Origin of the sequence: Microbacterium sp. LWS13-1.2, from assembly GCF_040144835.1 — a bacterium.
GTDB lineage: Bacteria > Actinomycetota > Actinomycetes > Actinomycetales > Microbacteriaceae > Microbacterium.
Genome location: NZ_CP151632.1, coordinates 3,400,879 through 3,423,531 on the forward strand (window position 1 = coordinate 3,400,879; position 22,653 = coordinate 3,423,531).

19 protein-coding genes are annotated in these 22,653 nt (G+C 71.7%); 8 read left to right on the forward strand and 11 right to left on the reverse strand.

Annotation, left to right across the window (positions count from 1 at the left end; translation table 11 throughout):
* Positions 1-112 precede the first annotated feature (112 nt).
* From MRBLWS13_RS15770 to MRBLWS13_RS15780, 3 genes are read right to left on the reverse strand one after another with little or no spacing between them, the layout of a single operon-like run.
* Complete coding sequence (locus MRBLWS13_RS15770) at positions 113-901, reverse strand: DNA-formamidopyrimidine glycosylase family protein (protein ID WP_349426276.1); 789 nt, start codon at positions 899-901, stop codon at positions 113-115.
* The gene (locus MRBLWS13_RS15775) at positions 894-5,744 is read right to left on the reverse strand and encodes an ATP-dependent helicase (RefSeq protein WP_349426277.1); all 4,851 of its coding nucleotides are present in this window, start codon (positions 5,742-5,744) and stop codon (positions 894-896) included. Before MRBLWS13_RS15775 ends, MRBLWS13_RS15770 begins: the two co-directional genes overlap by 8 nt.
* Entirely contained in the window at positions 5,744-5,926 is a 183-nt protein-coding gene (locus MRBLWS13_RS15780) for a hypothetical protein (protein ID WP_349426278.1), read from the reverse strand. Before MRBLWS13_RS15780 ends, MRBLWS13_RS15775 begins: the two co-directional genes overlap by 1 nt.
* On the opposite strand from MRBLWS13_RS15780, the gene MRBLWS13_RS15785 reads away from it, so the two are divergent.
* From MRBLWS13_RS15785 to MRBLWS13_RS15800, 4 genes are all read left to right on the forward strand, one after another.
* Entirely contained in the window at positions 5,919-6,332 is a 414-nt protein-coding gene (locus tag MRBLWS13_RS15785) for a hypothetical protein (protein WP_349426279.1), read from the forward strand. The two genes, MRBLWS13_RS15780 and MRBLWS13_RS15785, sit on opposite strands and share 8 nt — an antisense overlap.
* Positions 6,333-6,468: 136 nt before the next feature.
* Positions 6,469-6,978: a hypothetical protein gene (locus MRBLWS13_RS15790; protein ID WP_349426280.1), complete on the forward strand. Its 510-nt coding sequence runs from the start codon at positions 6,469-6,471 to the stop codon at positions 6,976-6,978.
* Complete coding sequence (locus MRBLWS13_RS15795; protein ID WP_349426281.1) at positions 6,975-9,107, forward strand: bifunctional polysaccharide deacetylase/glycosyltransferase family 2 protein; 2,133 nt, start codon at positions 6,975-6,977, stop codon at positions 9,105-9,107. Before MRBLWS13_RS15790 ends, MRBLWS13_RS15795 begins: the two co-directional genes overlap by 4 nt.
* Before the next feature lie 364 nt (positions 9,108-9,471).
* Complete coding sequence (locus MRBLWS13_RS15800) at positions 9,472-10,230, forward strand: hypothetical protein (protein ID WP_349426282.1); 759 nt, start codon at positions 9,472-9,474, stop codon at positions 10,228-10,230.
* A 6-nt stretch (positions 10,231-10,236) separates the two neighbouring features.
* On the opposite strand, the gene MRBLWS13_RS15805 is transcribed toward MRBLWS13_RS15800, so the two are convergent.
* From MRBLWS13_RS15805 to MRBLWS13_RS15825, 5 genes are all read right to left on the reverse strand, one after another.
* Complete coding sequence (locus tag MRBLWS13_RS15805) at positions 10,237-10,419, reverse strand: PspC domain-containing protein (protein ID WP_349426283.1); 183 nt, start codon at positions 10,417-10,419, stop codon at positions 10,237-10,239.
* 60 nt (positions 10,420-10,479) lie between these two features.
* Positions 10,480-10,662: a PspC domain-containing protein gene (locus tag MRBLWS13_RS15810; protein ID WP_349426284.1), complete on the reverse strand. Its 183-nt coding sequence runs from the start codon at positions 10,660-10,662 to the stop codon at positions 10,480-10,482.
* A gap of 104 nt (positions 10,663-10,766) precedes the next feature.
* Positions 10,767-12,443 carry an ABC-F family ATP-binding cassette domain-containing protein gene (locus MRBLWS13_RS15815; RefSeq protein WP_349426285.1) on the reverse strand — a complete coding sequence of 559 codons (1,677 nt, stop codon included), beginning with the start codon at positions 12,441-12,443 and terminating at the stop codon, positions 10,767-10,769.
* A 272-nt stretch (positions 12,444-12,715) separates the two neighbouring features.
* Positions 12,716-13,381: an alpha/beta hydrolase-fold protein gene (locus MRBLWS13_RS15820; protein ID WP_349426287.1), complete on the reverse strand. Its 666-nt coding sequence runs from the start codon at positions 13,379-13,381 to the stop codon at positions 12,716-12,718.
* A 79-nt stretch (positions 13,382-13,460) separates the two neighbouring features.
* Entirely contained in the window at positions 13,461-14,084 is a 624-nt protein-coding gene (locus MRBLWS13_RS15825; RefSeq protein ID WP_349426289.1) for a hypothetical protein, read from the reverse strand.
* 97 nt (positions 14,085-14,181) lie between these two features.
* On the opposite strand from MRBLWS13_RS15825, the gene MRBLWS13_RS15830 reads away from it, so the two are divergent.
* The 3 genes from MRBLWS13_RS15830 to MRBLWS13_RS15840 all read left to right on the forward strand — a co-directional run bounded on the left by MRBLWS13_RS15830 (position 14,182) and on the right by MRBLWS13_RS15840 (position 18,633).
* Positions 14,182-14,769 (forward strand): NUDIX hydrolase family protein, encoded by a 588-nt coding sequence (locus tag MRBLWS13_RS15830; RefSeq protein WP_349426290.1) that lies wholly within the window; start codon positions 14,182-14,184, stop codon positions 14,767-14,769.
* Positions 14,770-14,831: 62 nt separating this feature from the next.
* Entirely contained in the window at positions 14,832-16,745 is a 1,914-nt protein-coding gene (locus MRBLWS13_RS15835; RefSeq protein WP_349426291.1) for a M3 family metallopeptidase, read from the forward strand.
* 205 nt (positions 16,746-16,950) lie between these two features.
* A complete protein-coding gene (locus MRBLWS13_RS15840; RefSeq protein WP_349426292.1) occupies positions 16,951-18,633 on the forward strand; it encodes a hypothetical protein in 1,683 nt (560 codons plus the stop codon).
* A gap of 36 nt (positions 18,634-18,669) precedes the next feature.
* Here the strand turns inward: MRBLWS13_RS15840 and MRBLWS13_RS15845 are convergent, their stop codons facing one another.
* The 3 genes from MRBLWS13_RS15845 to MRBLWS13_RS15855 all read right to left on the reverse strand — a co-directional run bounded on the left by MRBLWS13_RS15845 (position 18,670) and on the right by MRBLWS13_RS15855 (position 22,038).
* Entirely contained in the window at positions 18,670-19,746 is a 1,077-nt protein-coding gene (locus MRBLWS13_RS15845; protein WP_349426293.1) for a low specificity L-threonine aldolase, read from the reverse strand.
* A gap of 47 nt (positions 19,747-19,793) precedes the next feature.
* Entirely contained in the window at positions 19,794-20,507 is a 714-nt protein-coding gene (locus MRBLWS13_RS15850) for an SDR family oxidoreductase (RefSeq protein ID WP_349426294.1), read from the reverse strand.
* A 100-nt stretch (positions 20,508-20,607) separates the two neighbouring features.
* A complete protein-coding gene (locus tag MRBLWS13_RS15855) occupies positions 20,608-22,038 on the reverse strand; it encodes a DUF6421 family protein (RefSeq protein WP_349426295.1) in 1,431 nt (476 codons plus the stop codon).
* Positions 22,039-22,162: 124 nt separating this feature from the next.
* Here MRBLWS13_RS15855 and MRBLWS13_RS15860 point away from each other — a divergent pair, with 124 nt between their 5' ends.
* Positions 22,163-22,633, forward strand: a complete 471-nt coding sequence (locus tag MRBLWS13_RS15860; RefSeq protein ID WP_349426296.1) for an Lrp/AsnC family transcriptional regulator — start codon at positions 22,163-22,165, stop codon at positions 22,631-22,633.
* Positions 22,634-22,653: the final 20 nt, after the last annotated feature.

Here is a 22,653-nt window from a genome sequence, read left to right on the forward strand (position 1 = left end):
GGCCAGGAATCCGCGGTGTTTCAACGGCGCACGCGCGGCGACGAACGGATGCCCGGCTCCCGGGCGACAGTTCGTCCGCCCGGCATCGTGATGAAAGCGTGCTGGAAGAGGATCAGCGCTGGCAGGACGGACACCAGAAGACGATGCGCTCGCGGGTGGGATCCGCACCGAGGCTTCCGCCGCGGATGAGGGTCCCGCACCGCCGGCACGGCCGGCCCTCACGGCGATAGACCCAGGTCGATCGTCCGGAGCGCTCGTCACCGGTGAACGTGCGGCCCGACCGGTTGCGGTTGGCGCGGATCATGCGCGCGCCGAGGTCCACGATCGCGGCGGCATCCGTCTCGTCCGCCGGGGTCGTCGGAAGGATGCCGCGCACGAACAGGATCTCGTTGACGTACTCGTTGCCGAATCCGGCGATGTTGCGCTGGTCCTGGAGAGCGACATGCACGGCGCGGGTGTCGGCCCCGAGGCGCTGAGCCGCCTCCACCGGGTCCCACGATTCGGACAGCGGGTCGGGGCCGAGGTAGCCGACGAGCTCGTCCTCGTCGGCGGTGGGCACCACCTTGATGTCGGCGAGGTCGAAGCCGACCGTCTCCCACTCGGTGCCTTCCGGCGCGGTCGCGCCGATCACCGCTCGGGCACGGAACGCCGGCGCGCGCCACCGCTCGCCGTGCCGGTACACGTGCCACTCGCCCTCCATCTTGAGGTGGGTGTGCAGCGTCCACGACCCGATGCGATGAAGCAGGTGCTTGCCGCGCGAGACCACGCCGTGCACGACCTCGCCCCGCAGGTCGATCGTGGCCGCCTGCGGGACGCGCAGTTCGAACCGCGTCACCGTCGCCCCCGCCAGCGCGGCATCGAGGCGGCGGGCCGTGCGGAAGACGGTGTCGCCTTCAGGCACGCGCGCCCGCCCGGTCTTCCGGTCCCGGAGCCTGTCGCGCAGCACCAGCCGTGGGTCGCCGCAGGGTGAGCCCGCGTGGCGACTCCACGAAGCCGGCATCCCGCAGCGCCCGGCCGACCGCGGTGCCGTACACGAAGGCGCCGTTGACCTGCTCGATGGTCAGGGTGTCGAGCCGTCGCGCCCGAGAGGTCGCGGCGAGGTCCCGCGTGGCGGCGGCGAGCACCGGTTCGTCGCCCGTGAACGCGAGTGCCGACTTGCCGCCACGCTCCAGGTACAGGGCGAGCGCGCCGTCGACGAGCACGACCAGCGCACCCGCCTTGCGTCCGGGGCGATGCCCGACGCCCTCGAGCGCCGGCCACGCCAGCGCCGCACCGTACGGATTCGCGGGATCGGTCGCGGCGAGCGTCACGCCCCGCAGCGGCGGCGGGTCGGAGAGACCGGCGAACTCGCGCAGCCGGTCGACGGTGGCGGAGGCGGCGAACTGTGCCGCCCCGAGCTTCTCGATGACGTAGCCGCGCCGGCAGTGACCCGCCTCTTCGAAGCCCGCGAGCACGCGATAGGTCTGCGCGAATCCGCCCGGCACGCCCTCGGACTGCACCGCGCCGCGGGTGACGACGCCGTAGCGGTCGAGCAGCAGGCTCGCGGTCGCCGTCGCACGCAGGGCGGCATCCGGCTCGGCCGCCGGCAGCAGCGACCATCGTCCGCCGATCGCAGGCGGACGGGCGGGGACGGATGCCGCGACCGACCGCACCGCGGCGCCCCGGTAGAGGCGGGCCCGCGGGGCGCGCCGGCTGACCCGGTGCGCCTGCGAGCCGCCCGACACGAGCGCGCGGACGGGGGCGAAGGTGTCGTTCGTGATCCGTCCTGCCCAGGTGAGCCGCCACAGCGCTTCGACGACCGACTGCTCGTTCTCGGCGCCGGTCGTCTGCCGCAGCTGTGCGGCGAAGTAGGCCCCCCCGCCGCCGAGCGCGGCCAGCAGCTGGGCATCGAGCGACCCCGGCGCAATCTCCTCGGCGTCGTCGGGCACGGAGAGCGTCAGCGGCACGGCGTCAGCCGGATGCAGCGCGATCCAGCCGTCCCGCCCCGGCAGCGTGCCGTGGCCGGACCAGATGACCTCGCCGGTGGCGGTCAGCTCGTCGAGCATCCCCGGCGTGTAGTCGCCGACACGTGCCGGCAGCACGAGGGACTCCCAGGCGCTCGCGGGTATCGGCACGCCGGCCAGCTGCTCCACGACCGCCGCGACGCCGTCGATGCCCTCCAACGGCCGGGTGACGTGCTGCCACACCGGAAGGAAGCGCGCATAGGCCTGCTGGGGCACCGGCTCAACGCTGCCGCGGATCGCCGCGAGCGAGCGCATCCGCAGCCGGCGCAGCACCTCGGTGTCGCACCACTCCGCATCGTCGCCGCGCGTTGCGGAGCCGTCCTCCGAGCCGGGCGGCGGGTCGGGCAGGAAGAAGCCGCTCGTGACCCGGCCCTGCGACTCGAGCCGCTGCAGGGTATGGCGCGCGACGGCGACGCCGATGCCGAGGCGGTCGGCCGCGGCATCCGCCGTGAAAGGCCCGTGGGTGCGCGCGTACCGGGCGAGCAGGTCGCCGAGCGGGTCGGCGACGAGCTCGAGGAACGCAGTGGGGATGCCGACCGGCAGAGCCACCCCGAGTGCATCGCGCAGCCGCCCGGCGTCTTCGATCGCGGCGATGCGGGTCGCCCCGGCGATCGTCACCGGGATCGCGCGCCGCGACGCGACCAGCGCGTCGAGGAGAGCGGATGCCTCGCCTGGGCTCGCGTGCGCGTCGGCCACGCCGTCGCCCTCCTCCTCGAGCCGCAGGGCCGCCTCGGTCGCGTCGAGCGGACCCAGAAGGCGCAGGAGGTCTGCGACGCCCTCGAGACCGCGTGCGCGGCGCTCGGGATCGAGGCGCTGCGCCTCGCGCTCGAACTGCGCGATGACGTCCGGGTCGAGGAGCTCGCGCATCTCGACCTTGCCGAGCAGCTCCGACAGCAGTGCCGGGTCGACCGAGAGCGCGGCCGCCCGACGTTCTGCCAGCGGCGAATCGCCCTCGTACATGAAGGCGCCGACGTAGCCGAATAGCAGGTCGCGCGCGAACGGCGAGGGCTGCGCGGGCTCGGTCTCGATGAGGCGGATGCGGCGCTCGCCGATGCCGCGCATGAGCTGCAGGAGCGCGGGCACGTCGTAGACGTCCTGCAGCACCTCGCGGAGCGTCTCGAGGATGATGGGGAACGTCGGGTACCGACGGGCCACCTCGAGCAGCTGCGCCGACCGCTGGCGCTGTTGCCACAGCGGTGTGCGCTTGCCGGGGTTGCGCCGCGGCATGAGCAGCGCCCGCGCCGCGCACTCGCGGAACCGCGAAGCGAACAGCGCGGAGCCGCCCACCTCTTCGGTCACGATCTGGTCGAGCTCATCGGGATCGAAGACGAAGAGGTCGGCACCCGGCGGCTCGGCGGTGGCATCGGGGATCCTCGCGATGATGCCGTCGTCGCTGGCGACAGCGGATCCGTCGACGCCCAGCCGCTCGCGGATGCGCGCGTTGACCGCGAGCGCCCACGGCGCGTGGACCTGCATGCCGTACGGGGAATGCAGGATGACGCGCCAGTCGCCGACCTCGTCGCGCCCGCGCTCGACGGTCAGCTGACGATCTGTCGGCAGCGTGCCGGTGGCCTCGCGCTGCTCGGCGAGGTACGCCAGCAGGTTGTCCTGCGCGTACTCGTCCAGGCCCGCGTCGTGCAGGCGCGACTCGGCCTTCTCGGGCTTCGCCGTCGACACCTCGCGGGAGAACTTGCCGAGGGCCTCGCCGAGCTCGGCCGGGCGACCGATGCCGTCGCCGTGCCAGAACGGCACCTTGCCGGGCTGTCCGAACGCGGGGACCACGTTGACGCGATCGTGCGTGATCTCGACGATGCGCCAGCTGGTCGTGCCGAGGGTGAACACGTCGTTCACGCGCGATTCGTAGACCATCTCCTCGTCGAGCTCGCCGACGCGCGCGTTCTGGGACTCACCGGCGATGAAGACGCCGAACAGGCCGCGGTCGGGGATCGTGCCGCCGCTGGTCACGGCGATGTGCTGGGCGCCCGGGCGGCCGGTGAGCACGCCCAGATCGCGGTCCCAGATGACGCGGGGACGGAGCTCGGCGAACTCGTCGGACGGGAACCGCCCGGCGATGAGGTCGAGCGTGGCCTCGTACGCCGACCGGGGGAGCGAGCGGAAGGGGGCGCTGCGCTTGAGCGTCTCGTACCAGCCCTCGACGTCGACGGGCGCGACCGCCGCTGCGGCCACCGTCTGCTGCGCCAGGATGTCGAGCGGGTTCTGCGGGATGGCGATCGCCTCGATCTGCCCGGCCAGCATCCGCTCGGTCACGATCGCGGTGTGCAGCACGTCGCCGCGGTGCTTCGGGAACAGCGCGGCACGGCTGACCTCGCCCACCTGGTGCCCGGCACGGCCGATCCGCTGCAGTCCGGATGCCGCACTCGGCGGCGCCTCGACCTGGATGACGAGGTCGACGGCGCCCATGTCGATGCCGAGCTCGAGGCTCGAGGTGGCGACGACGCACCGAAGGACGCCCGACTTGAGCTCCTCTTCGACCTGCGCCCGCTGCTCCTTCGACACCGACCCGTGGTGCGCCTTCGCGAGCACGGGGTCGGCTCCTGCCGTCGCGCCCGCCTGCGCCATCATGGCCGCGGGAACCGCCTGTTCGGGCAGGTCGAGCCCGAGACGCTCGGAGTAGATCTCGTTGAGCCGGCCCGTGAGCCGTTCGGCGAGCCGTCGGGAGTTGCAGAACACGATCGTGGAGCGGTGCAGCAGGATGCGATCGACGATGGCCTCTTCGACGTGCGGCCAGACCGACCCGGTCATCTCGGTCTCGCCGGCACCCGACGCCCGGCGCGGATCGCTCCCCGAACCCGCCCCAGACCCGGAGCCGTCGGCGAACCAGTCCTCGTCGATCGCCTCCGCCGGCCCGTCGGGCGAGGACGCGGCGGCCGGGTCCGCCCAGGCGTCGTCGTCGGATCGGTACGGGCTCGGCGGCGGCGGAGGATTCAGCATGTCGCCGATCGGCACGACGACCTTCATGTCGAACGCCTTCGTCGCCCGGGGTGCGACGATCTCGACCGGCTCGGCGCCCCCGAGGAACCGGGCGACCTCGTCGATCGGCCGCACGGTGGCCGACAGGCCGATGCGCTGGGCAGGTGGGGCGTCGGGTGCGAACGAGCGACGCAGCGCGTCGAGCCGCTCCAGGCTCACCGCCAGATGCGCGCCGCGCTTGGTGGCGGCGACGGCATGCACCTCGTCGACGATGACCGTGTGCACGTCGCGCAGCGTCTCGCCCGCACGGCTCGTGAGCATGAGGTAGAGCGACTCGGGCGTCGTGATCAGGATGTCGGGCGGGCGCTGCACGAGCTTGCGCCGGTCGCCCGCCGGGGTGTCGCCGGAGCGCACGCCCACGGTGACGTCGGGCACCGTGAGACCGAGCCGGCGCGCGGACTGGCCGATGCCGACGAGCGGGGAGCGGAGATTGCGCTCGACGTCGACGCCCAGCGCCTTGAGTGGCGAGATGTAGAGGATCCGGGTCGCGGGCGCCGCGGCATCCGTCATCTTCTTCCGACCGGAGGCGGGCGCGCCCACCGGGGCCGCCGCCTTGTCGTGGAAGACGCGGTCGATCGCCCACAGGAACGCCGACAGCGTCTTGCCGGAGCCGGTCGGTGCGACCACCAGCGCGTGCTTGCCTGCCGAGATCGCCTGCCAGGCCCCCTTCTGGGCATCGGTCGGGGCGTGGAAGGCGCCACGGAACCAGTCCTGCGTGGCAGGACCGAACCGCTCTAGGACGTCTCCCATCACTCCATCTTCGTCGCGATCGCCGACATCCGGCCAGGGCGGGTCGCAACCGGGTCGCGTAGGATCGGTGCTCGCGTGTCCCCCCGCACGCGCTCACCGCCGAGGACCTTGATGGAGTCGACGCCCTCGAGCGGGTCGGACACTCCGGCGCCGCTCACCCCCACGGCCACGCCCATGGCCACCGATGCCTCCTGGGTGCGCTCGCGCCGGGTGCAGACCTTCGCACTCGGAGCGCTGGTCGGCGCCCTCGCACTGTCGCTCGTGGTCGTCGTCACCGCGGTGTTCGCGGCGGTGCAGGGCGACCGCTCGCCGCTGCCCGCCGATCCCGCGCCGGCGTCGGAGGTGCGCGTGACTCCCCGCCCCACACCGCCGGCGCCGACCCCTCTGCTCACTCCCAGTCCGACGGTCCCGCCAGCAGAGCCGGAGCCGGATGCCGGCGAAGACGAGCAGACGGACGCGGCCGTCGAGCCCGCTCCGGCTCCGGCGCCGACGGTGCCGCCGCCGACGGAGGAGGAAGAGGACTCCTCCAGCGGTCCCGGCAACAGCGACAGCGCCCCCGGACGCACCAAGGAGCCGAGGAGGCCGTGAGCTGCGATCCGCGCCTCCCGCCGCGTGAGAGGTCGATGAGGATACCCGCTCGCGCCCGGCTTCCACGCAGATCATTCGCATAAACTCCCCGGCGGGCGTGCGCCTCCCGAGCACGCCTCACCGCCCGAGGAGCGTGATGGATCCGAAGCCCTCGCGCGGGTCGGAGGCCCCCGCTCCGCTCACCCGCCGTGCCAGCCCCGTGTTCGTCGACCGCACCGGCCGCCGTGTGCGCCGCGTCCGCACCGCCGCGATCGCCGGTGTCGCCGTCGTGGGACTCTCGCTAGGCCTCGCGGTCGTGTCCATGCTGGGCGTGCCCACGGTCGTCTCGCCGCTGCTGCCTTCCCTCCCTGCGCCGGCCGCCGACGCGGGGACGTCCTCGGAGGCGGGTGGCCCCGCGCCGGTCGCCGTGCCCGAGCCGACACCGAGTCCCACCGTCGACACGGCGGAGGGATCGACGGATGCCGCCACCGGCGCCCCGACGGCGCCCGGCGACCCGGTCACGCCTGCGCCCGCTCCCGCTCCCGCGCCGTCCGAGACGGCGACGACGCCCGGCAACACGCCGCCAGCGGACGACCGCGGCAGCAGCGCGACCGCCCCCGGACGCGCCAATGCGCCCACCGAGCCGACGGAGCCGGCGAAGCCGTGACGGCGGACACCCTCACGCGGCGCGAGCACCGCAGTGCCGCGCGCGCCGCGAAGACCCGCGTCCACTGGGTCGTCCTCGTGGCCGTGCTGGTCGTGCTGGCCGCCGCACTCGTGGTGCACGGATACGTCACCGCCGCGGATCCGCGCTCGGGGACTGCCGCCGAGGACACGGCCACCGACCAGGTGCCCGCCGAGGTCACCGACGGCGGTCCCGTCATCGATCCCCGTGACGGTGGAGTGCGCACCGCGGCGCCCGCTCAGCGCACGGTCGCGTTGACCTTCGACGACGGACCCGATCCGCGGTGGACGCCCGAGATCCTCCGCGTCCTCCGCGAGCACGACGCGACTGCGACGTTCTTCGCCGTCGGCTCCGCGGTCGCCGACAACCCCGGGCTGGCGCGCGAGGTCGTGGCCGGCGGCAACGAGATCGGCGTGCACACGTTCACGCACCTCGACCTCGGCGCCGTGCCGGCGTGGCAGCAGAATCTGGAGCTCGTGGCGACGCAGCGCGCGATCGCGGCGGCGACCGGTGTGAGCGCGACACTGTTCCGCCCGCCGTACAGCTCGACGAACACCGCGGTCACGAACGACACCTGGGCGGCGATCGACGCAGCGGGTGCCGATGGCTACCTCTCGGTGCTCTCCACGCTCGACAGCAAGGACTGGACCGCGCCCGGTGCGGACGCCATCGTCGATGCGTCCACCCCGACCGGCGCCGCCGGATCGGTCATCCTGATGCACGACGGCGGCGGAGATCGCAGCCAGAGCGTGGCCGCCCTCGACCAGCTGCTCACGCAGCTCGACGACCGGGGATATCGGGTGACGTCGGTCGGCGAGGCGATCGGCGTCGAGGCGACGAACCCTTCGGCGTCCTGGTGGGACCGCGTCGCAGGCTGGGCGACCATCGCCGTCGTCCGCACGAGCGACCTGGTCGTGACCGCGCTCACCTGGGCGCTCCTGTTCAGCGGCATCGTCGTGCTGCTGCGCGCCGTCCTCGTGATGGGCGCCGCGATCCGCCATGTCCGTCGCGTCCGCACGCCCGGGCCGATGCTCATACCGATCACGGAGCCGGTATCGGTCATCGTTCCCGCCTACAACGAGTCCGCGGGCATCGCGGCTGCGGTGCGGTCGATCGCGGCATCCGATCATCCCGTCGAGATCATCGTCGTGGACGACGGGTCCACCGACGGCACCGCCGATATCGTCGAGCGCCTCGGCCTGCCGCGCGTGCGGGTGATCAGGCAGCAGAACCAGGGCAAGCCGGCGGCGCTGAACACCGGCATCCGAGCCGCGCAGCACGAGCTCATCGTGATGGTCGACGGCGACACCGTCTTCGAACCCGACACCGTGCGGCTGCTGGTGCAGCCGTTCGCCGACCCGAAGGTCGGTGCGGTGTCCGGCAACACGAAGGTCGCGAACCGCGGGGGACTCCTCGGGCGCTGGCAGCACATCGAGTACGTCGTGGGGTTCAACCTGGACCGCCGCCTGTTCGACGTCGCCGAGTGCATGCCCACGGTGCCCGGCGCCATCGGCGGGTTCCGGCGCGCGGCGCTGGAGGGCGTGGGCGGCGTGAGCTCCGACACCCTCGCCGAAGACACCGACCTCACGATGGCGCTGTGCCGCGACGGCTGGCGGGTCGTCTACGAAGAGACGGCGCGCGCCTGGACCGAGGCGCCCCAGTCGCTCGACGCGCTGTGGAAGCAGCGCTACCGCTGGTGCTACGGCACGCTCCAGGCGATGTACAAGCACCGCCACGCAGTCCGCCAGCGAGGCGCCGCCGGCAAGCTCGGCCGCCGCGGGCTCGGCTACCTGCTCGTGCTGCAGGTGCTGATGCCCCTGCTGGCGCCGGTCGTCGACGTGTTCGCGCTGTACGGGCTCATCTTCCTCGACCCCGCCCGCATCATCGCCCTGTGGGCGGCGTTCCTGCTGGTGCAGCTGCTGATGGCGTGGTTCGCCTTCGCCCTGGATCGCGAGTCGCCACGGCCACTGTGGTCGCTGCCGCTGCAGCAGTTCGTCTACCGGCAGCTGATGTACCTCGTCGTGATCCAGTCCGTCTTCACCGCACTGGCCGGCACGCGCCTGCGCTGGCACCGGATGGAGCGCTACGGCTCCCTGCAGCAGGTCGGCTGACCGCGCGAACAAGACCACGACGGTCGTGTGTCCGAATCGTTGTGGAATCTGTCCCTGTCGTCAAGCTCGCCACGGATAGAGTCGCGGGACCCCCCTCGATGGAGACGCCGTGCGACGATCCCTTCCCCTCGCCCTCGCCGCCCTTGCCGTTCTCGGCACGCTCACCGCGTGCGCGCCGGCGGAGCAGGATGCTGCGGGCCGGACGCCCGCTGCGACCCCTGCCGCGACATCTTCTCCGACGCCGACGCCCGCCCCGACTCTGGTGAACGCGGGGACGTCTCCGCCAGGCGTTTTCGGCGGGGACTGTGAGGTTGCAGTGCCTGCCGCTGTGCTCGCGGCCGCGACAGGCATAGAGGGAATCGAGGTGACGCGTCGGGACGTGAACTGGACCCGCGCGATCAACAACATCGGCGGGCTCGTCTGCGAATGGCGCGGCGGAAACGTCTCGGGAGAGGTCACGATCCTCCCGAAGGTGGGACTCGATGGCGCGGCCCTGCCTGCTGCCGAGGCCGACTACTACTTCGGGGCTTGCGACTGGGGCTGCTCGTGGGAGGCGGAATCCGCCGACCTCTGGATCAGCGGATACGCATCCGACCTGCCTGATCGCGGCCGCGCCGAAACCGATCGGATCGGTGCCGAGATCGCTGCGGGCATCGCCGCCAACGCGGCCGGCGCAGGCATCGACTGGCAGCTCGACCGGACGCAGTGGTGGCCGGCTCAGGAGTGTGAGACTCTCGCCGCTGAGCTGACGACTCACCTCGGTCAACCGGTGGCCGCGCAGGCCGCGGGTTACCACGACCCGCCGAGCGCGGCGACCGCGGTCGCCGATATCGCCTCGCGGCGTACGTGGTGCGCATTCGAGACCGACGGTCGGCAGATCGCGCTCGCAGTCTTCGAGTCGGGCGCGGCCTGGGACGTCCCCTGGGCCGATCTTGGTGAGGCGGTCGATCTCGGCGTTCCCGGAATCGGGGCGTACTTCTCTACTCAAGGCGGGTACCTGGGAGGGCAGGTCTACGAGGCCACCGACGGAATCAACGCCATGACCGTCGAGATCGCGCCCGACAGCGGTTGGCACGCGGAGGACCTGGCTGCGGTCTTCGCGGAGGCTTTCGTCACTCCCTGACCGACGTCAGCTCTCGTCCGGCATGAGGATCCACAGCAACAGGTACATCAGGATCGATACGCCGAAGAAGACGGTCGAGGCGACGGTGAGCACGCGCACCGGCACCACGCTGCAGCCGAAGCGGTCCGCGATGCCCTGGCAGACCCCGGCGAGAATGCGTCCCCGTCTGGGACGAACCAGGCGATGCATGCGTTCATCATGGCGCGGCGAACCCCTGCGCGCCAGGGGCGGGCGAGCGGAACCCCGGCGTCAGCGCTCGGAGGGGACCAGGATCCAGAGCAGGATGTAGATCCACAGCGACAGGCCGAAGAAGACGACGGCGAGGACGGTGAGGATCCGGATCAGGGTCACGTTCCACCCGAAGCGGTTGGCGACGGCGGCGCAGACGCCGGCGATCCATCGGCCCTGCTGAGGTCTCACGAGTGCGTTCATGAGTTCATCATCCGCGAGTCGGGGCGCCGGCGCACGGGTGCTGGCCCCCGGACAGTCGGGGGAGCAGCCCGCGGCCGGGCACGAAGCCCGGCCGCGGTGCGTCCTCAGCGCTCCGTCAACGTGCCGTCGCGGTCGAGCTCGAGCACGAGGCTGACGCCGATGCGCTCGAGGAACGCGTCGTCGTGGCTCACCACGAGCACCGCGCCGCGGTAGGCGGCGATCGCGTCGACGAGTTGGTCGACCGTGTCGAGGTCGAGGTTGTTCGTCGGCTCGTCGAAGACGAGCAGCTGCGGCGGCGGATCGGCGAGCATGAGCCGGGCGAGAGCCACGCGGAAGCGCTCGCCACCCGACAGCGTGCCCACCGGGCGTTCGACGGCCGCTCCTCGGATGAGGAACCGCGCCAGCCGGTTGCGCAGCTCGACGATCGTGACGCCGGGCGCAGACGGAACGACGTTGTCGAGCACGGATGCCGTGTCGTCGAGCCCGTCGACGCGCTGCGGGAGGTACCCGACGCGGTCGGTGTGCAGCTCGGCGCGTACCGAACTCAGGAACGGTGAGGCGGTTGCCGCGTCGAGCCCCGGAAACCCGGGGTCGTGGCCGCCGGCATCCGCACCTCTTCCTGAGTTCGGAACGCTTTCGGCGACCAGCCGCTCCAGCAGCGTCGTCTTGCCCGCTCCGTTCGGGCCGATCAGCGCGACCCGTTCGGGCCCCTGGATCACCCACGACCGCTCGCCGTCGCCGAGCGTCGCGATGCGACGGCCCGCTGGCACTCCGGGGTCGGGCAGGTCGATCTTCACGATGTCGTCGTCGCGCACGCGGCGCTCCGCGACATCGAGGGCCTCGCGCGCCGACGCCTCGCGCTCGGCCTTCTCGCCGCGCAGCTTGCCCGCCGAGACCTGGGCCGCCATCCGGCGTCCGTTCGCGACGATCTTCGGCACGCGCTTCTCCTCGTACGCCTTCTGCCCCATCGCGGCGCGGCGCGAGAGGGTGGTCTCGGCCTCGATGCGCTGGCGCTTCTCGCGTTTGACGGCCTGGCGGGCCGCTCGCTCGGCGTCACGGGCGGCGCCCTGCTCGGCATCCAACCATGCCCGCCACTGCGAGTACGGACCGCCGAACACCGACAGCTCGTTCGCATACAGCTCGGCGGTGTCGTCCATCAGCTCGAGCAGCGCCGTGTCGTGGCTGACCACCACAAGGGCGCCCCGCCACGAGCGCACCATGTCGTACAGCCGCGTGCGGGCGTCGCGGTCGAGGTTGTTGGTCGGCTCGTCGAGCAGCGCGATCTCGGGGCTGCGCAGACGGATGCCGGCGATCGCGGTGAGCACCGCCTCGCCGCCGGACAGCTGCCCGACGCTGCGGTCGAGCATGTCTGGTGCGAGTCCTGCCTCGGCGAGCGCGGCGTGCGCGCGCGCCTCGATGTCCCAGTCGGAGCCCACCGCGTCGAAGTGACGCGGATCGGGATCGCCGGACTCGATGGCGCGCAGCGCGCGGAGGGTGTCGCCGACGCCGAGCAGGTCGGCGACGGGGCGGTCGACGTCGAGCGTCAGCCGCTGCGGCAGGTATGCGGCATCCGCTGTCCGGGCGATGTGCCCGGCGGAGGGCGTGAGGTCCCCGGCGATCAGGCGCAGCAGCGTGGACTTTCCGGAGCCGTTGCGGCCGACGAGGCCGGTGCGGCCGGTGCCGAACGATCCGGAGACGTCGGCGAGGGCGACGGTGCCGTCGGCCCAGGCGAATGAGACCCGGTCGAGGACGATGACGGGTGTGAGAGTGTGTGCGGGCATGAGGCCTCCTATGTCAGTCGAGCGCTGACACCGAGGGACCGCGGGATCCGTCCGGAACGTGCCGGCCTGGGAAGGCTGAGGCATCGCGGGAGGAGAAGCGATGGATCGACGAGCAGCGCGGAATCGTCAGGCGCTGCGAGACGTCGAGGGTCGACGGAGCAGCGCGATTACAGCGCGGACGCGTCGATCAGCTTCAAGGGAGTTCCTCACCGAGGGGACAAAGGCCGTGAGACACCATAGCGGACGATGCTGACCATGGCCAGGAAACGCGATCAGCCGACCGCATCGAGAGCCGTCAGCCGCTTGTCCAGGAATGCCGCCACATCGGCGAGCTCCTGCTCCGAGACGCTGTGCGTGAGGCCCGGGTACACGCGGCCGCTGAGTTCGGCGTGCTCGGGCAGCCACTGCGTGGTGTGCGCGACGACGAACTCCGGGATGACGTCGTCGTTCGTCCCCCGGCCCCAGAACACCGGCAGCCGCAGCTCGGCGAGCGCGGCGTCCCCCGCCAGCTCGCCGGGTGTGACGTAGCCGGACAGGTTGACGGCGTACGCGAAGCGCTGCGGCTCGAGGCGCATCGCCTGCAGTGACACCGCGCCGCCCTGCGAGAAGCCGAGGAGGCCGATGGATGCCGCACCCGCGGCATGCGCGTCGATCCACGTGATGACCGCCTCGGCGGCGCGGGTCACGTGCGAGGCGTCGCGCCCCTCCAGCCCTTCGATCGGATACCAGGAGCGTCCCGGGGCCGGCCACGGGGGTGCGAGGGGCGCGGCGAGGCTGGCGACCGCGAATGCCTCGGGCAAGTACTGACGCAGCGGATAGAGGTCGTGCTCGTCGGCGCCGTAGCCGTGGAGGAGCAGCAGCAGGTGCCGGCCGGCGACGGCCGACCGGTCGGTCGACCACAGCACGGCGTCGGCGTCGAGGACGAGCGCTTCCGGCATGCCCTCATCCTCCCATCCGCGGCCGACACGGCGAAGGGCGGATCCGAGCGCCGCAACCGGCAGCCTCCGGTCGGGCCGGTCAGATCTTGATCGGGAAGGTGAGCAGGATGCCGATCCCTACGGTCATCACGACCAATGCGAGCCCGAGGAGCACCCGACCGATCCAGGTCCGCACATCGCGTTGCGACATCGCGGTCAGGAACAGCACGAGGGCGAACAGCACCGTCAGCAGTGAGTAGTTGTCGCCGCGCTGGTTGCTCTCGAGAGCTTCGGCGAACTTGGCGTCCGCCCGCTCGTTGAGCTCCACCGCCTCCACCTCGCCCGGCGGCACGTATTCGTCGCGGGCGAAGGGAGCGTTCTCGACCATCCCGTCGGCCTGCCACGCGTCGAAGGCGACCGTGAACCACGGCTGGAAGCGTTCCTGGATGTACTGCGCCAGCTCGGTGTCGCCCTCGCCCTCCGCCAGCACCCACTGCGCGTAGACCGACAGGTCGAACTGCTGAGCCGCCCGCGCCTCGTTCTCGGCACTCGCGGCCTGGATGCGGGCGCCCGACGCCTCGCTGAACGCGATCGACATCTCGCCGCCCCACTTCGACGACTCGAAGCCGCACCACGCCGTGAGCACCGCGGTGATCGACAGCACGAAGACGCCCACGATGTCCTGGATGCGGCTGATACGCGTCTGCGGCGGGTCCTCGGCCATGGCGTCCTCCCGAAACGATGCCCTCAGAATAATGACGCATCCGCATCGGCGCGGTGGACGCGCGGCAGGATCGGGACGGAGCGGGTATACAGGAGGCATGTCCGTGCGCACCCCTGACCCCGAACCTGCGGGCGACGAGCCGTTCGGCCCGCCGGCGGGAAACATCTCGAATCCGGCCTGGCTGAGCGACATCGAGCTGGAGGAGGCGCGCCGCCGGCTGCCGATGCTCTACGTCGAGGGGGTGCCCGTGCGCACCGACGGGATGGGGCAGGTCACCCAGGTCGGCATCCTGCTGCGGGCGACACCGGTGGGTGAGATCTCGCGCACCATCGTCTCGGGCCGCGTCCGCTACGGCGAGACGGTCCGCGACGCCCTCTTCCGCCACCTCGAGAACGACCTCGGCCCGATGGCGTTCCCGATGCTCCCGCCGCAGCCGACGCCGTTCACCGTGGCCGAGTACTTCCCCCTCCCCGGCATGACCGCCTACCACGACGACCGCCAGCATGCGGTGTCGCTCGCGTTCGTCGTGCCGGTGACCGGCACGTGCGAGCCCCGCCAGGACGCCCTCGAGGTCACCTGGCTGACTCCGGAGGAAGCGGCATCCGACGCCCTCTCGGCCGAGATGGAAGGCGGCCGGGGGACTCTGGTGCGCATGGCTCTCGCGAGCGTGGGCGCGCTGCGCTGACCGATCGGCGCCCGCCGCCGGATCTCTTCGCGAACCGACGGCGTCGCCCTTAGGCTCGCAGGGTGACCCTCGAGCCCCTGCCGTTTCCATCCGCCGCCGCCGGGTGGGCGGCCTTCGCCGATGAGCGCCCCGGCGCCCGGATCGCCCGGGTCCGCGAGATCGATGGGCGGCTGAAGTCCGAGTCGTCGCTCACGACCGTCGAGCGTCTGGAGCTGTGGAACGACGCAGACATCGCCCTCAGCGAGGCCCTCAGCGAGGCCTACGTCCTGAGCGAGGCGCACCCCGATCAGGCCGTGCGCGAGCGCGCCGAGGCTCAGGTGCAGACGGTGGAGTCGCTCTCGGCGGCGCGGCTTCTCGACCGTGATCTCTGGAACGCCTTCGCGGATGCGTCGGCGACCGCGCTCGACGACGATCAGGCGCGGCTGCTCGCCCACCTGCTGCGCGACTTCCGGCGCGGCGGCGTCGAGCTCGACGATGCCGACCGCGAGCGCGCCCGGCAGCTGGCGGACCGCGACACCGAGCTGTCGCTGGCGTTCTCGCGGAACATCCGCGACGGGCGTCGCGAGATCACCGTTCCCGCGGACGGACTGGCGGGCATGCCGCAGGACTTCCTCGACTCCCACCCCGCCGACGAGCACGGGCGGGTGACGCTGTCGACCGACTACCCCGACCTCATGCCGGTCCGCGACTACGCGCGCGAGCGCGCGACGCGGATCGCCCTGGTGAGCGCCTACAACGACCTCGCGTGGCCCGAGAACGACGCGATCCTGGCCGAACTGCTCGACGTCCGCGCCGAGCGTGCCCGGCTGCTCGGGTATCCCGACTGGGCGGACTACGAGACCGAGACCCGCATGATCGGGTCGGGCGCGGCGATCCCCGCGTTCCTCTCCCGGCTCGACGATGCGTCGCGCTCGGCGGCGCAGGCGGAGTACCCGCAGCTGCTCGAGCGACTGCGGCGCGACGTCCCCGATGCGGAGGTCGTGACCATCGCCGACTTCTGGTACCTGCTGGGCGCGATCAAGCGCGAGCAGTACGACGTCGACGCCCAGCTGGTCCGCTCGTACTTCCCGTTCGAGCGGGTCGTGGCGGGCGTGCTCGATGTCACCGGCCGCCTGCTCGACGTCCAGTACGTGCCGGTCGACGCTGATGCCTGGCACGAGGACGTGCAGTCGTTCGACGTGATGCGCGGCGACGAGCGGCTCGGACGCATCCACCTCGACCTGCACCCGCGGGAGGGCAAGTTCAGCCACGCAGCCTGCTTCCCGCTGGCACCCGGCGTGGCGGGCCGGGTGCTCCCCGAGGCCGCGCTGCTGTGCAACTTCTCGCGCGGCCTTCTCGAGCACGACGAGGTGGTGACCTTCTTCCACGAGTTCGGTCACCTGGTGCACGACATCCTCGGCGGCCGCCAGCGATTCGCACGGTTCAGCGGAGTGGCGACCGAATGGGACTTCGTCGAGGCGCCGAGCCAGCTGCTCGAGGAGTGGGCATGGGATGCCGGAGTGCTCGCCTCGTTCAGCGGCGACGCGCAGGGCGAGCCCATTCCCGCCGACCTCGTGGCTCGGATGCGCACCGCCGACGCGTTCGGACGCGCGCTCGAGGTGCGCCGGCAGCTCGGGCACGCGAACGTGTCGTACCACCTGCACGTGGATCGGCCGGCCGATCTGCAGGCCGAGACCGAGCGGCTCTACGCGGCCGCCAGCCCGGTCCAGCCGCTGCCGGGGCTCCACTCCTACGCGGGGTTCGGCCACCTCACCGGCTACGGCGCGTGCTACTACACGTACCAGTGGAGCCTCGTGATCGCGCGCGACCTGCTGAGCGGCTTCACCGGCGGACTCATGGATGCCGAGGCCGCGCGTCGCTACCGCTCCGAGGTGCTCGAACGGGGCGGATCGCGCGACGCGAACGACCTCGTCGAGGCGTTCCTCGGCCGCCCGTCGTCCTTCGAGGCGTACCGGGAGTGGCTCGCCGGCATCTGACGTTTCGCCGACACAGCCGGGGGATGTAGGGTTCACCTACCCTGATACGCAGTCACCTGCGACACAACCCCCCGGTGTCGTCGAGGACGATGCGGCCACCGCTGCTCGCGGGCGAGGCGATACGTTCGCCGGCGCCGTGGGCCAGGACGCACGCCTCCGCCGAGCGCACTCGCCGACACAGCAAGCCAGAAGCGGAGACACACCGATGTCCGACCACGCCGTGAGCGCCGGTAATCCGGGCCAGGACGACCCGACCCCCTTCGACAACCTCATCGGCGGCGACCCGGCGACGACCTCGTTCGGGTCGGGCTTCACGACGACGTTCCGCGGGTACGACAAGGAAGAGGTCGACGCCGCGATCGCCGGGCTCGACGCGCGCGTGCGCGCGGCCCACGACGAGGTCGCGCAGCTGAAGCAGCACCAGCGTCGTGCCGGTGCTGCGGTCGCGCAGAGCCGCGCCAAGGCGGAGCGCCTCGAGGCGGAGCTCCAGGCGGCCGCCGAGAAGCGCCAGGCCGAGATCGACGCCGCCATCGCCGGCCGCCGTGCGGAGCTGGATGCCGCGCTCGAGGCCAAGCAGGACGAGATCGAGCGGCTCGAGGCGGCGCTCACCGAGGCCGAGGAGGGCCGTCGGGCCGAGCTCGAGCGCGTCGCGGCCGAGGCTTCCGCCGCCCGCGACGAGGAAGGCGACATCGTCCAGCGGCTGCGAGGCGAGATCGAACTCGCGAACGCGAAGCTCGCCGACGCCGAGCAGCGGGTGCAGACCCTGAGCGACGAGCTGGTCGGCGCCACGACGGAGTCACCGAACCGCCAGCAGTTCGAAGAGGTGCTGCGCGTCGCCGAGGACCAGGCCAGCCTCCTCATCCGCAACGCGAGCGTCCAGGGCGATCGTCTGCTCGAGGCGGCCCGCGAAGAGATCGCGAACCGCCGTTCGTCGGCGCTGGCCGAGGCGGAGGCCATCCTCTCGCAGGCCCAGCACGAGGCCCAGCAGGTGCGGCTCAAGATCGACACCGAACTGACCGCCCATGAAGCGCGCATCGAGCGCGAGGCGGCGCACGCCGCCGAGAAGGTGTCGCAGGCCGAGCGCGAGGCTGCGGCCATCCGCTCCGAGGCGGAGAAGGGGGCGGCCGTGCTGCGCTCCGCCGTCGCGCGCGAGACGGCACGCGATCGGTCCGACGCCGAGGAGGCGGTGCGCGAGCTGCGCCTGCGGGCACTCGAGTTCGAGGCATCCCTCACCCGCCGGCAGGATGACGCGCACCAGGAGTTCCTCGTGCTGCACAACCAGGCGGTCGCCCACGCCGAGCGCATCACGCAGGACGCCAACGACCAGGTCACCGCGTCGCTCGATCACGCGCAGCGCGTGTCGGTGAAGGCCGAGGACTTCGAGCGGCTGATGCGCGCGCAGTCGCAGCAGATCGAGGCCGACGCACAGGTGCGGGCGCGAGAGCACCTGGAGCGGGCGCACGTGAAGGCCGAGCGCATCATCGACCTGGTGACGACGCACTCGCAGGCCGTGCTGCGCGACGCCGAGGACCGCACGCGTCAGCTGCGCTGGCAGCAGCACCAGTTGATGAGCTTCATGGCCGAGGTGAAGGAGCTCATCCGCCCGGAGACGTCGGTCACGGCGGCCGTCGCGGGCGAGGGTGCCGCCGCGATCGCGGACGTCGACCTGGAGCCGGCGGATGCCGAGCCGGTCGAGTTCGAGCCCGCCGAGGCCGAGCGCGACGACGCTGAGCCCGCCGGGGCCGATCCGTCCGCGGCCGAGCCGAGCCACGTCGAGGGTGCGGAGGCGGAGGCCGACCTGGAAGTCGCGACAGAGGAGGCCGACGGCGAGGTGAGCGAGAACGCCCCCGACGAGCAGAGCGACCACGACGAGCGGAGCGCCCACTGACCCCCGGGCGTTTCGTCTCGCTCGTTCCTCGCTCGCTCAACGACCGATAGCGGAGGTCTCGCGGGCGATCGCGGCGAGGAAGGCGTCGATGTCGTTCTCGGAGGTGTCGAAGCTGCACATCCAGCGCACCTCGTTCTTCGCGGCATCCCAGTCGTAGAACTTGAAGGACGTGCGGAGGCGGTCCGCGACGCCGTCGGGGAGGGTGGCGAAGACGCCGTTCGCCTGCGTCGGCTGCGTGAACGCGATGCCGCGGATCGAGCCGTCGGCGACACCGGCCTCGATGCCCGCGCGCAGGCGCTGCGCCATCGCGTTGGAGTGCGATGCATTGCGCAGCCACAGGTCGCCCTCGAGCAGGGCGAGCAGCTGCGCCGACACGAAGCGCATCTTCGACGCGAGCTGCATGTCGAGCTTGCGCAGGAACTTCAGCCCCTCGGATGCCTCCGGGTTCAGCACCACGATCGCCTCTCCGAGCATGGCGCCGTTCTTGGTGCCTCCGAAGCTCAGCACGTCGACGCCCGCGTCACGGGTGAACGCCCGGAACGGGACGCCCAGCGACGCGGCGGCGTTGGAGATGCGCGAGCCGTCCATGTGCACGCGCATGCCCAGGCTGTGCGCGTGGTCGGCAATGGCGGTGATCTCGTCGATGGTGTACAGCGTGCCGAGCTCGGTGGACTGCGTGATCGACACGGTGAGCGGCTGCGCGCGGTGCTCGTCGCCCCAGCCCCAGGCTTCGCGGTCGATGAGCTCGGGCGTGAGCTTGCCGTCGTCGGTGGGCACGGTCAGCAGCTTGATGCCGGCCACGCGTTCGGGGGCGCCGCCCTCGTCGACGTTGATGTGCGCGGTGCCCGCCGTGACGACGGCTCCCCAGCGGGGGAGCATCGACTGCAGCCCGACGACGTTCGCACCGGTGCCGTTGAACACCGGGTACGCCTCGACGCCCTCGCCGAAGTGGCGGGCCATGACCTCCTGCAGACGCGCGGTGTAGACGTCGTCGCCGTACGAGACCTGGTGGCCGTCGTTGGCGGCGGCGATCGCGGCCAGCACCTCGGGGTGGATGCCGGAGTAGTTGTCCGAGGCGAAGCCCCGCAGGTTCGGGTCGTGGATCGTGGTCACGGGTGTCCAATCTAGTTCGCGCGGCGACCCGGCTCCGCCGGGGATCGTCAGAGCGAAGGGTCGGTGAGTTCGACGATCGTGTCGTTCGTCTCGGCGGCGGGTGTCGCCCAGAGGTCGGCGAATCGCTGCGCGAGCGCTTCTTCGAGGCCGTCGAGGCTCTTGGTGCGGAAGATGACGGATGCCGCGGCCAGCGGCTGCCCGGAGTCCTTCGCGGCCCTCGCGAACCCCTGCCCTACGGCTCGCGCCCACGCCTCGCTCGCGGCCTTGACGGCGGCGTAACTGGCGCCGCCGGCGAGCGGGCGCTCGACCGCCGTCGAGGACACGATGGCGGTGCGCGCGGACGACGACGATCGCAGATCGGCGTCGAACGCCCGGCTGACGTGGCGGAGTGCGGTGAGCGAGCGCTCGAGGAAGCGGTAGTCCTCCTCGGTCTGCCCCGCGAGGCCGCCGCCGCCCCGCCATCCGCCGACGAGGTGGAGCACTCCGTCGACGCGGCCGTCGGTGGCGTGCACGCGCTCGGCGAGGGCGGCGACGTCCGCTTCGTCCGTCAGGTCGCAGATCTCGGTGCGGAGGCTTCCCGCCTGGCCGGCACCGGCGGCGCCGGCGCCCGTGTCGAGCGAGTCCGTGAGCTCCCGCAGCTTCTGCGCGTCATGGCCGACCGCGACGACGCGGGCGCCTGCGGCGACGAGCTCGCGGGTCGCCGCGAGACCGGAGGCGCTCGTCGCGCCCGAGATGACCACAAGCCTGCCTGTGACGCTCATGCTCCTACCCTTCCACGCCTCGGGCGCACGGTCTCGCCGGCCGTCGACGGCCGCGGGTCCTCGGCGAGACCCTGCGCTCCCGCCGAGGACGTCGGTGATGTCAGCAGACGCGGCCGGTGATGCCGGCGGTCGACTCGATGACCGGCCTCATCTTCTTGTCGAGCGCCTCGAAGAACATCGACAGCGGGAACTCGTCGTCCATGACCGCGTCGGTGTAGCCCTTTGGCGCTCCGGCGAGGATCTCATCGGGAAGTCCGCGCGCCCAATGCGATGCCGGGTTGGGTGTCAGCGTCGTCCGCACCAGGTCGTACGCGGCGAGCCAGTGCGCGGTCTTGGGTCGGTCGATCGAGCGCCAGTAGAGGTCGTCGATCGCCTCGCCGAGCGCGACGACGGCGGCGGGCACGTTCTCCCAGTCGAATGCCAGCGCCGTGTCGGTCCAGTGCAGCACGTCGCGCTGGTGCAGCCACGCGAACAGCAGCTGGCCGCCGAGCCCGTCATAGTTGCGCACGCGCGAGCCGGTGATCGCGAAGCGGAAGATCCGGTCGAAGATCACGGCGTACTGCACGAGCTTCGCGTGCTCGAGCATTTCCGCCTCTGCGGCGTCCAGGCTCTCGCCGGCATCCGCGCGCGCCGACAGCCGACGCTGGATCGCCACGCACTCGCGGAACGCCGTGAGGTCGCACCGCAGCTCCTCCAGCGAGTACAGGAAGTACGGCATCCGCTGCTTGATCATGAACGGATCGAACGGCAGGTCGCCGCGCATATGCGTGCGGTCGTGGATGATGTCCCACATCACGAACGTCTTCTCGGTGAGCGCCTGGTCGTCGAGCATGCGCGCGGCATCCGCAGGCAGGTCGAGCTTCGTGATCTCGGCGGCGGCCCGCACGACGCGGCGGTAGCGCGCCGCCTCGCGGTCCTGGAAGATCGCGCCCCACGTGAAGCGGGGGATCTCGCGCATCGCGACGGTCTCAGGAAAGAGCACAGCGCTGTTGGTGTCGTAGCCGGGCGTGAAGTCGAGGAACCGCAGCGACACGAACAGCTTGTTGCCGTAGTCGCCGGCCTCGAGCCGCGCGATGAACTCGGGCCAGATCACCTCGACGAGCACCGCCTCGACGCGACGGTCGCTCGAGCCGTTCTGCGTGTACATCGGGAAGACGACGAGATGACGGATGCCGTCGGCCCGGTCCTGCTGCGGCTGGAACGCCTGCAGCGAATCGAGGAAGTCCGGGATGCCGAAGCCCTCGTCCGCCCAGCGCTCGAAGTCGCGCACCGACGCGGCCAGGTACTCGGCGTCGTGCGGGAACGCGGGCGCGAGAGCGCGGATGCCTGCGACGATCCCGGCGACGTGGGTTAGAGCGTCGACGCGTGCGGCGGCATCCGGAACCGAGCCGTCCTGCGCCTGCAGGGCCTGGATCGAGGTCGCCGCCTCTTTGAGCTGCCGCCAGGCGTCGCTGGTCTCGGCGAGCCGGGGGTCCTCGACGACCTCGGGTTCGCCGACGATGACCTGCGTGGTGCGGGCGTGGATGGACATGTGAACCTCCGATCTTCGAGTCGAGGATGATCTCGGGTCGATTCTACGGGATATCTTCCGGCGATACATATGCGTAGCAGGAAGACTTCCTGTCGTTGCAGGCGGCCGCTGGTAGCCTGGGGGCATGAGCGAAGACGGCCCCGGACGCCTCGACGACGACATCGATGCGGGGATCGTGCGCGAGGTGTCGCGCAATGCGCGCGCGACGCTGGCCGAGCTGTCCGCGGCCGTCGGGCTCTCGATCTCGGCCGTGCAGACCCGGCTGCGCCGGCTGGAGGCTCGTGGTGTCATCACGGGATATCGCGCGCTCGTCGACGCCGAATCCGTCGGCAAGCCGCTCGCCGCATTCGTCGAGATCACGCCGCTCGATCCCGGCCAGCCCGACAACGCGCCCGAGCTTCTCGAGCACCTGTCCGAGATCGAGGCGTGCCACTCGATCGCCGGCGACGCGAGCTACATGCTGCTGGTGCGGGTCGCTTCCCCCCGGCACCTGGAGACGCTCATCCGCGACATCCGCTCGTCGGCTTCGGTCAACACGCGCACCACGGTCGTGCTCCAGACCTTCTACGAGAACAGGCCGGTCTTCCCTGCCTGAGTCCGCGGGTAGCCTCAGGA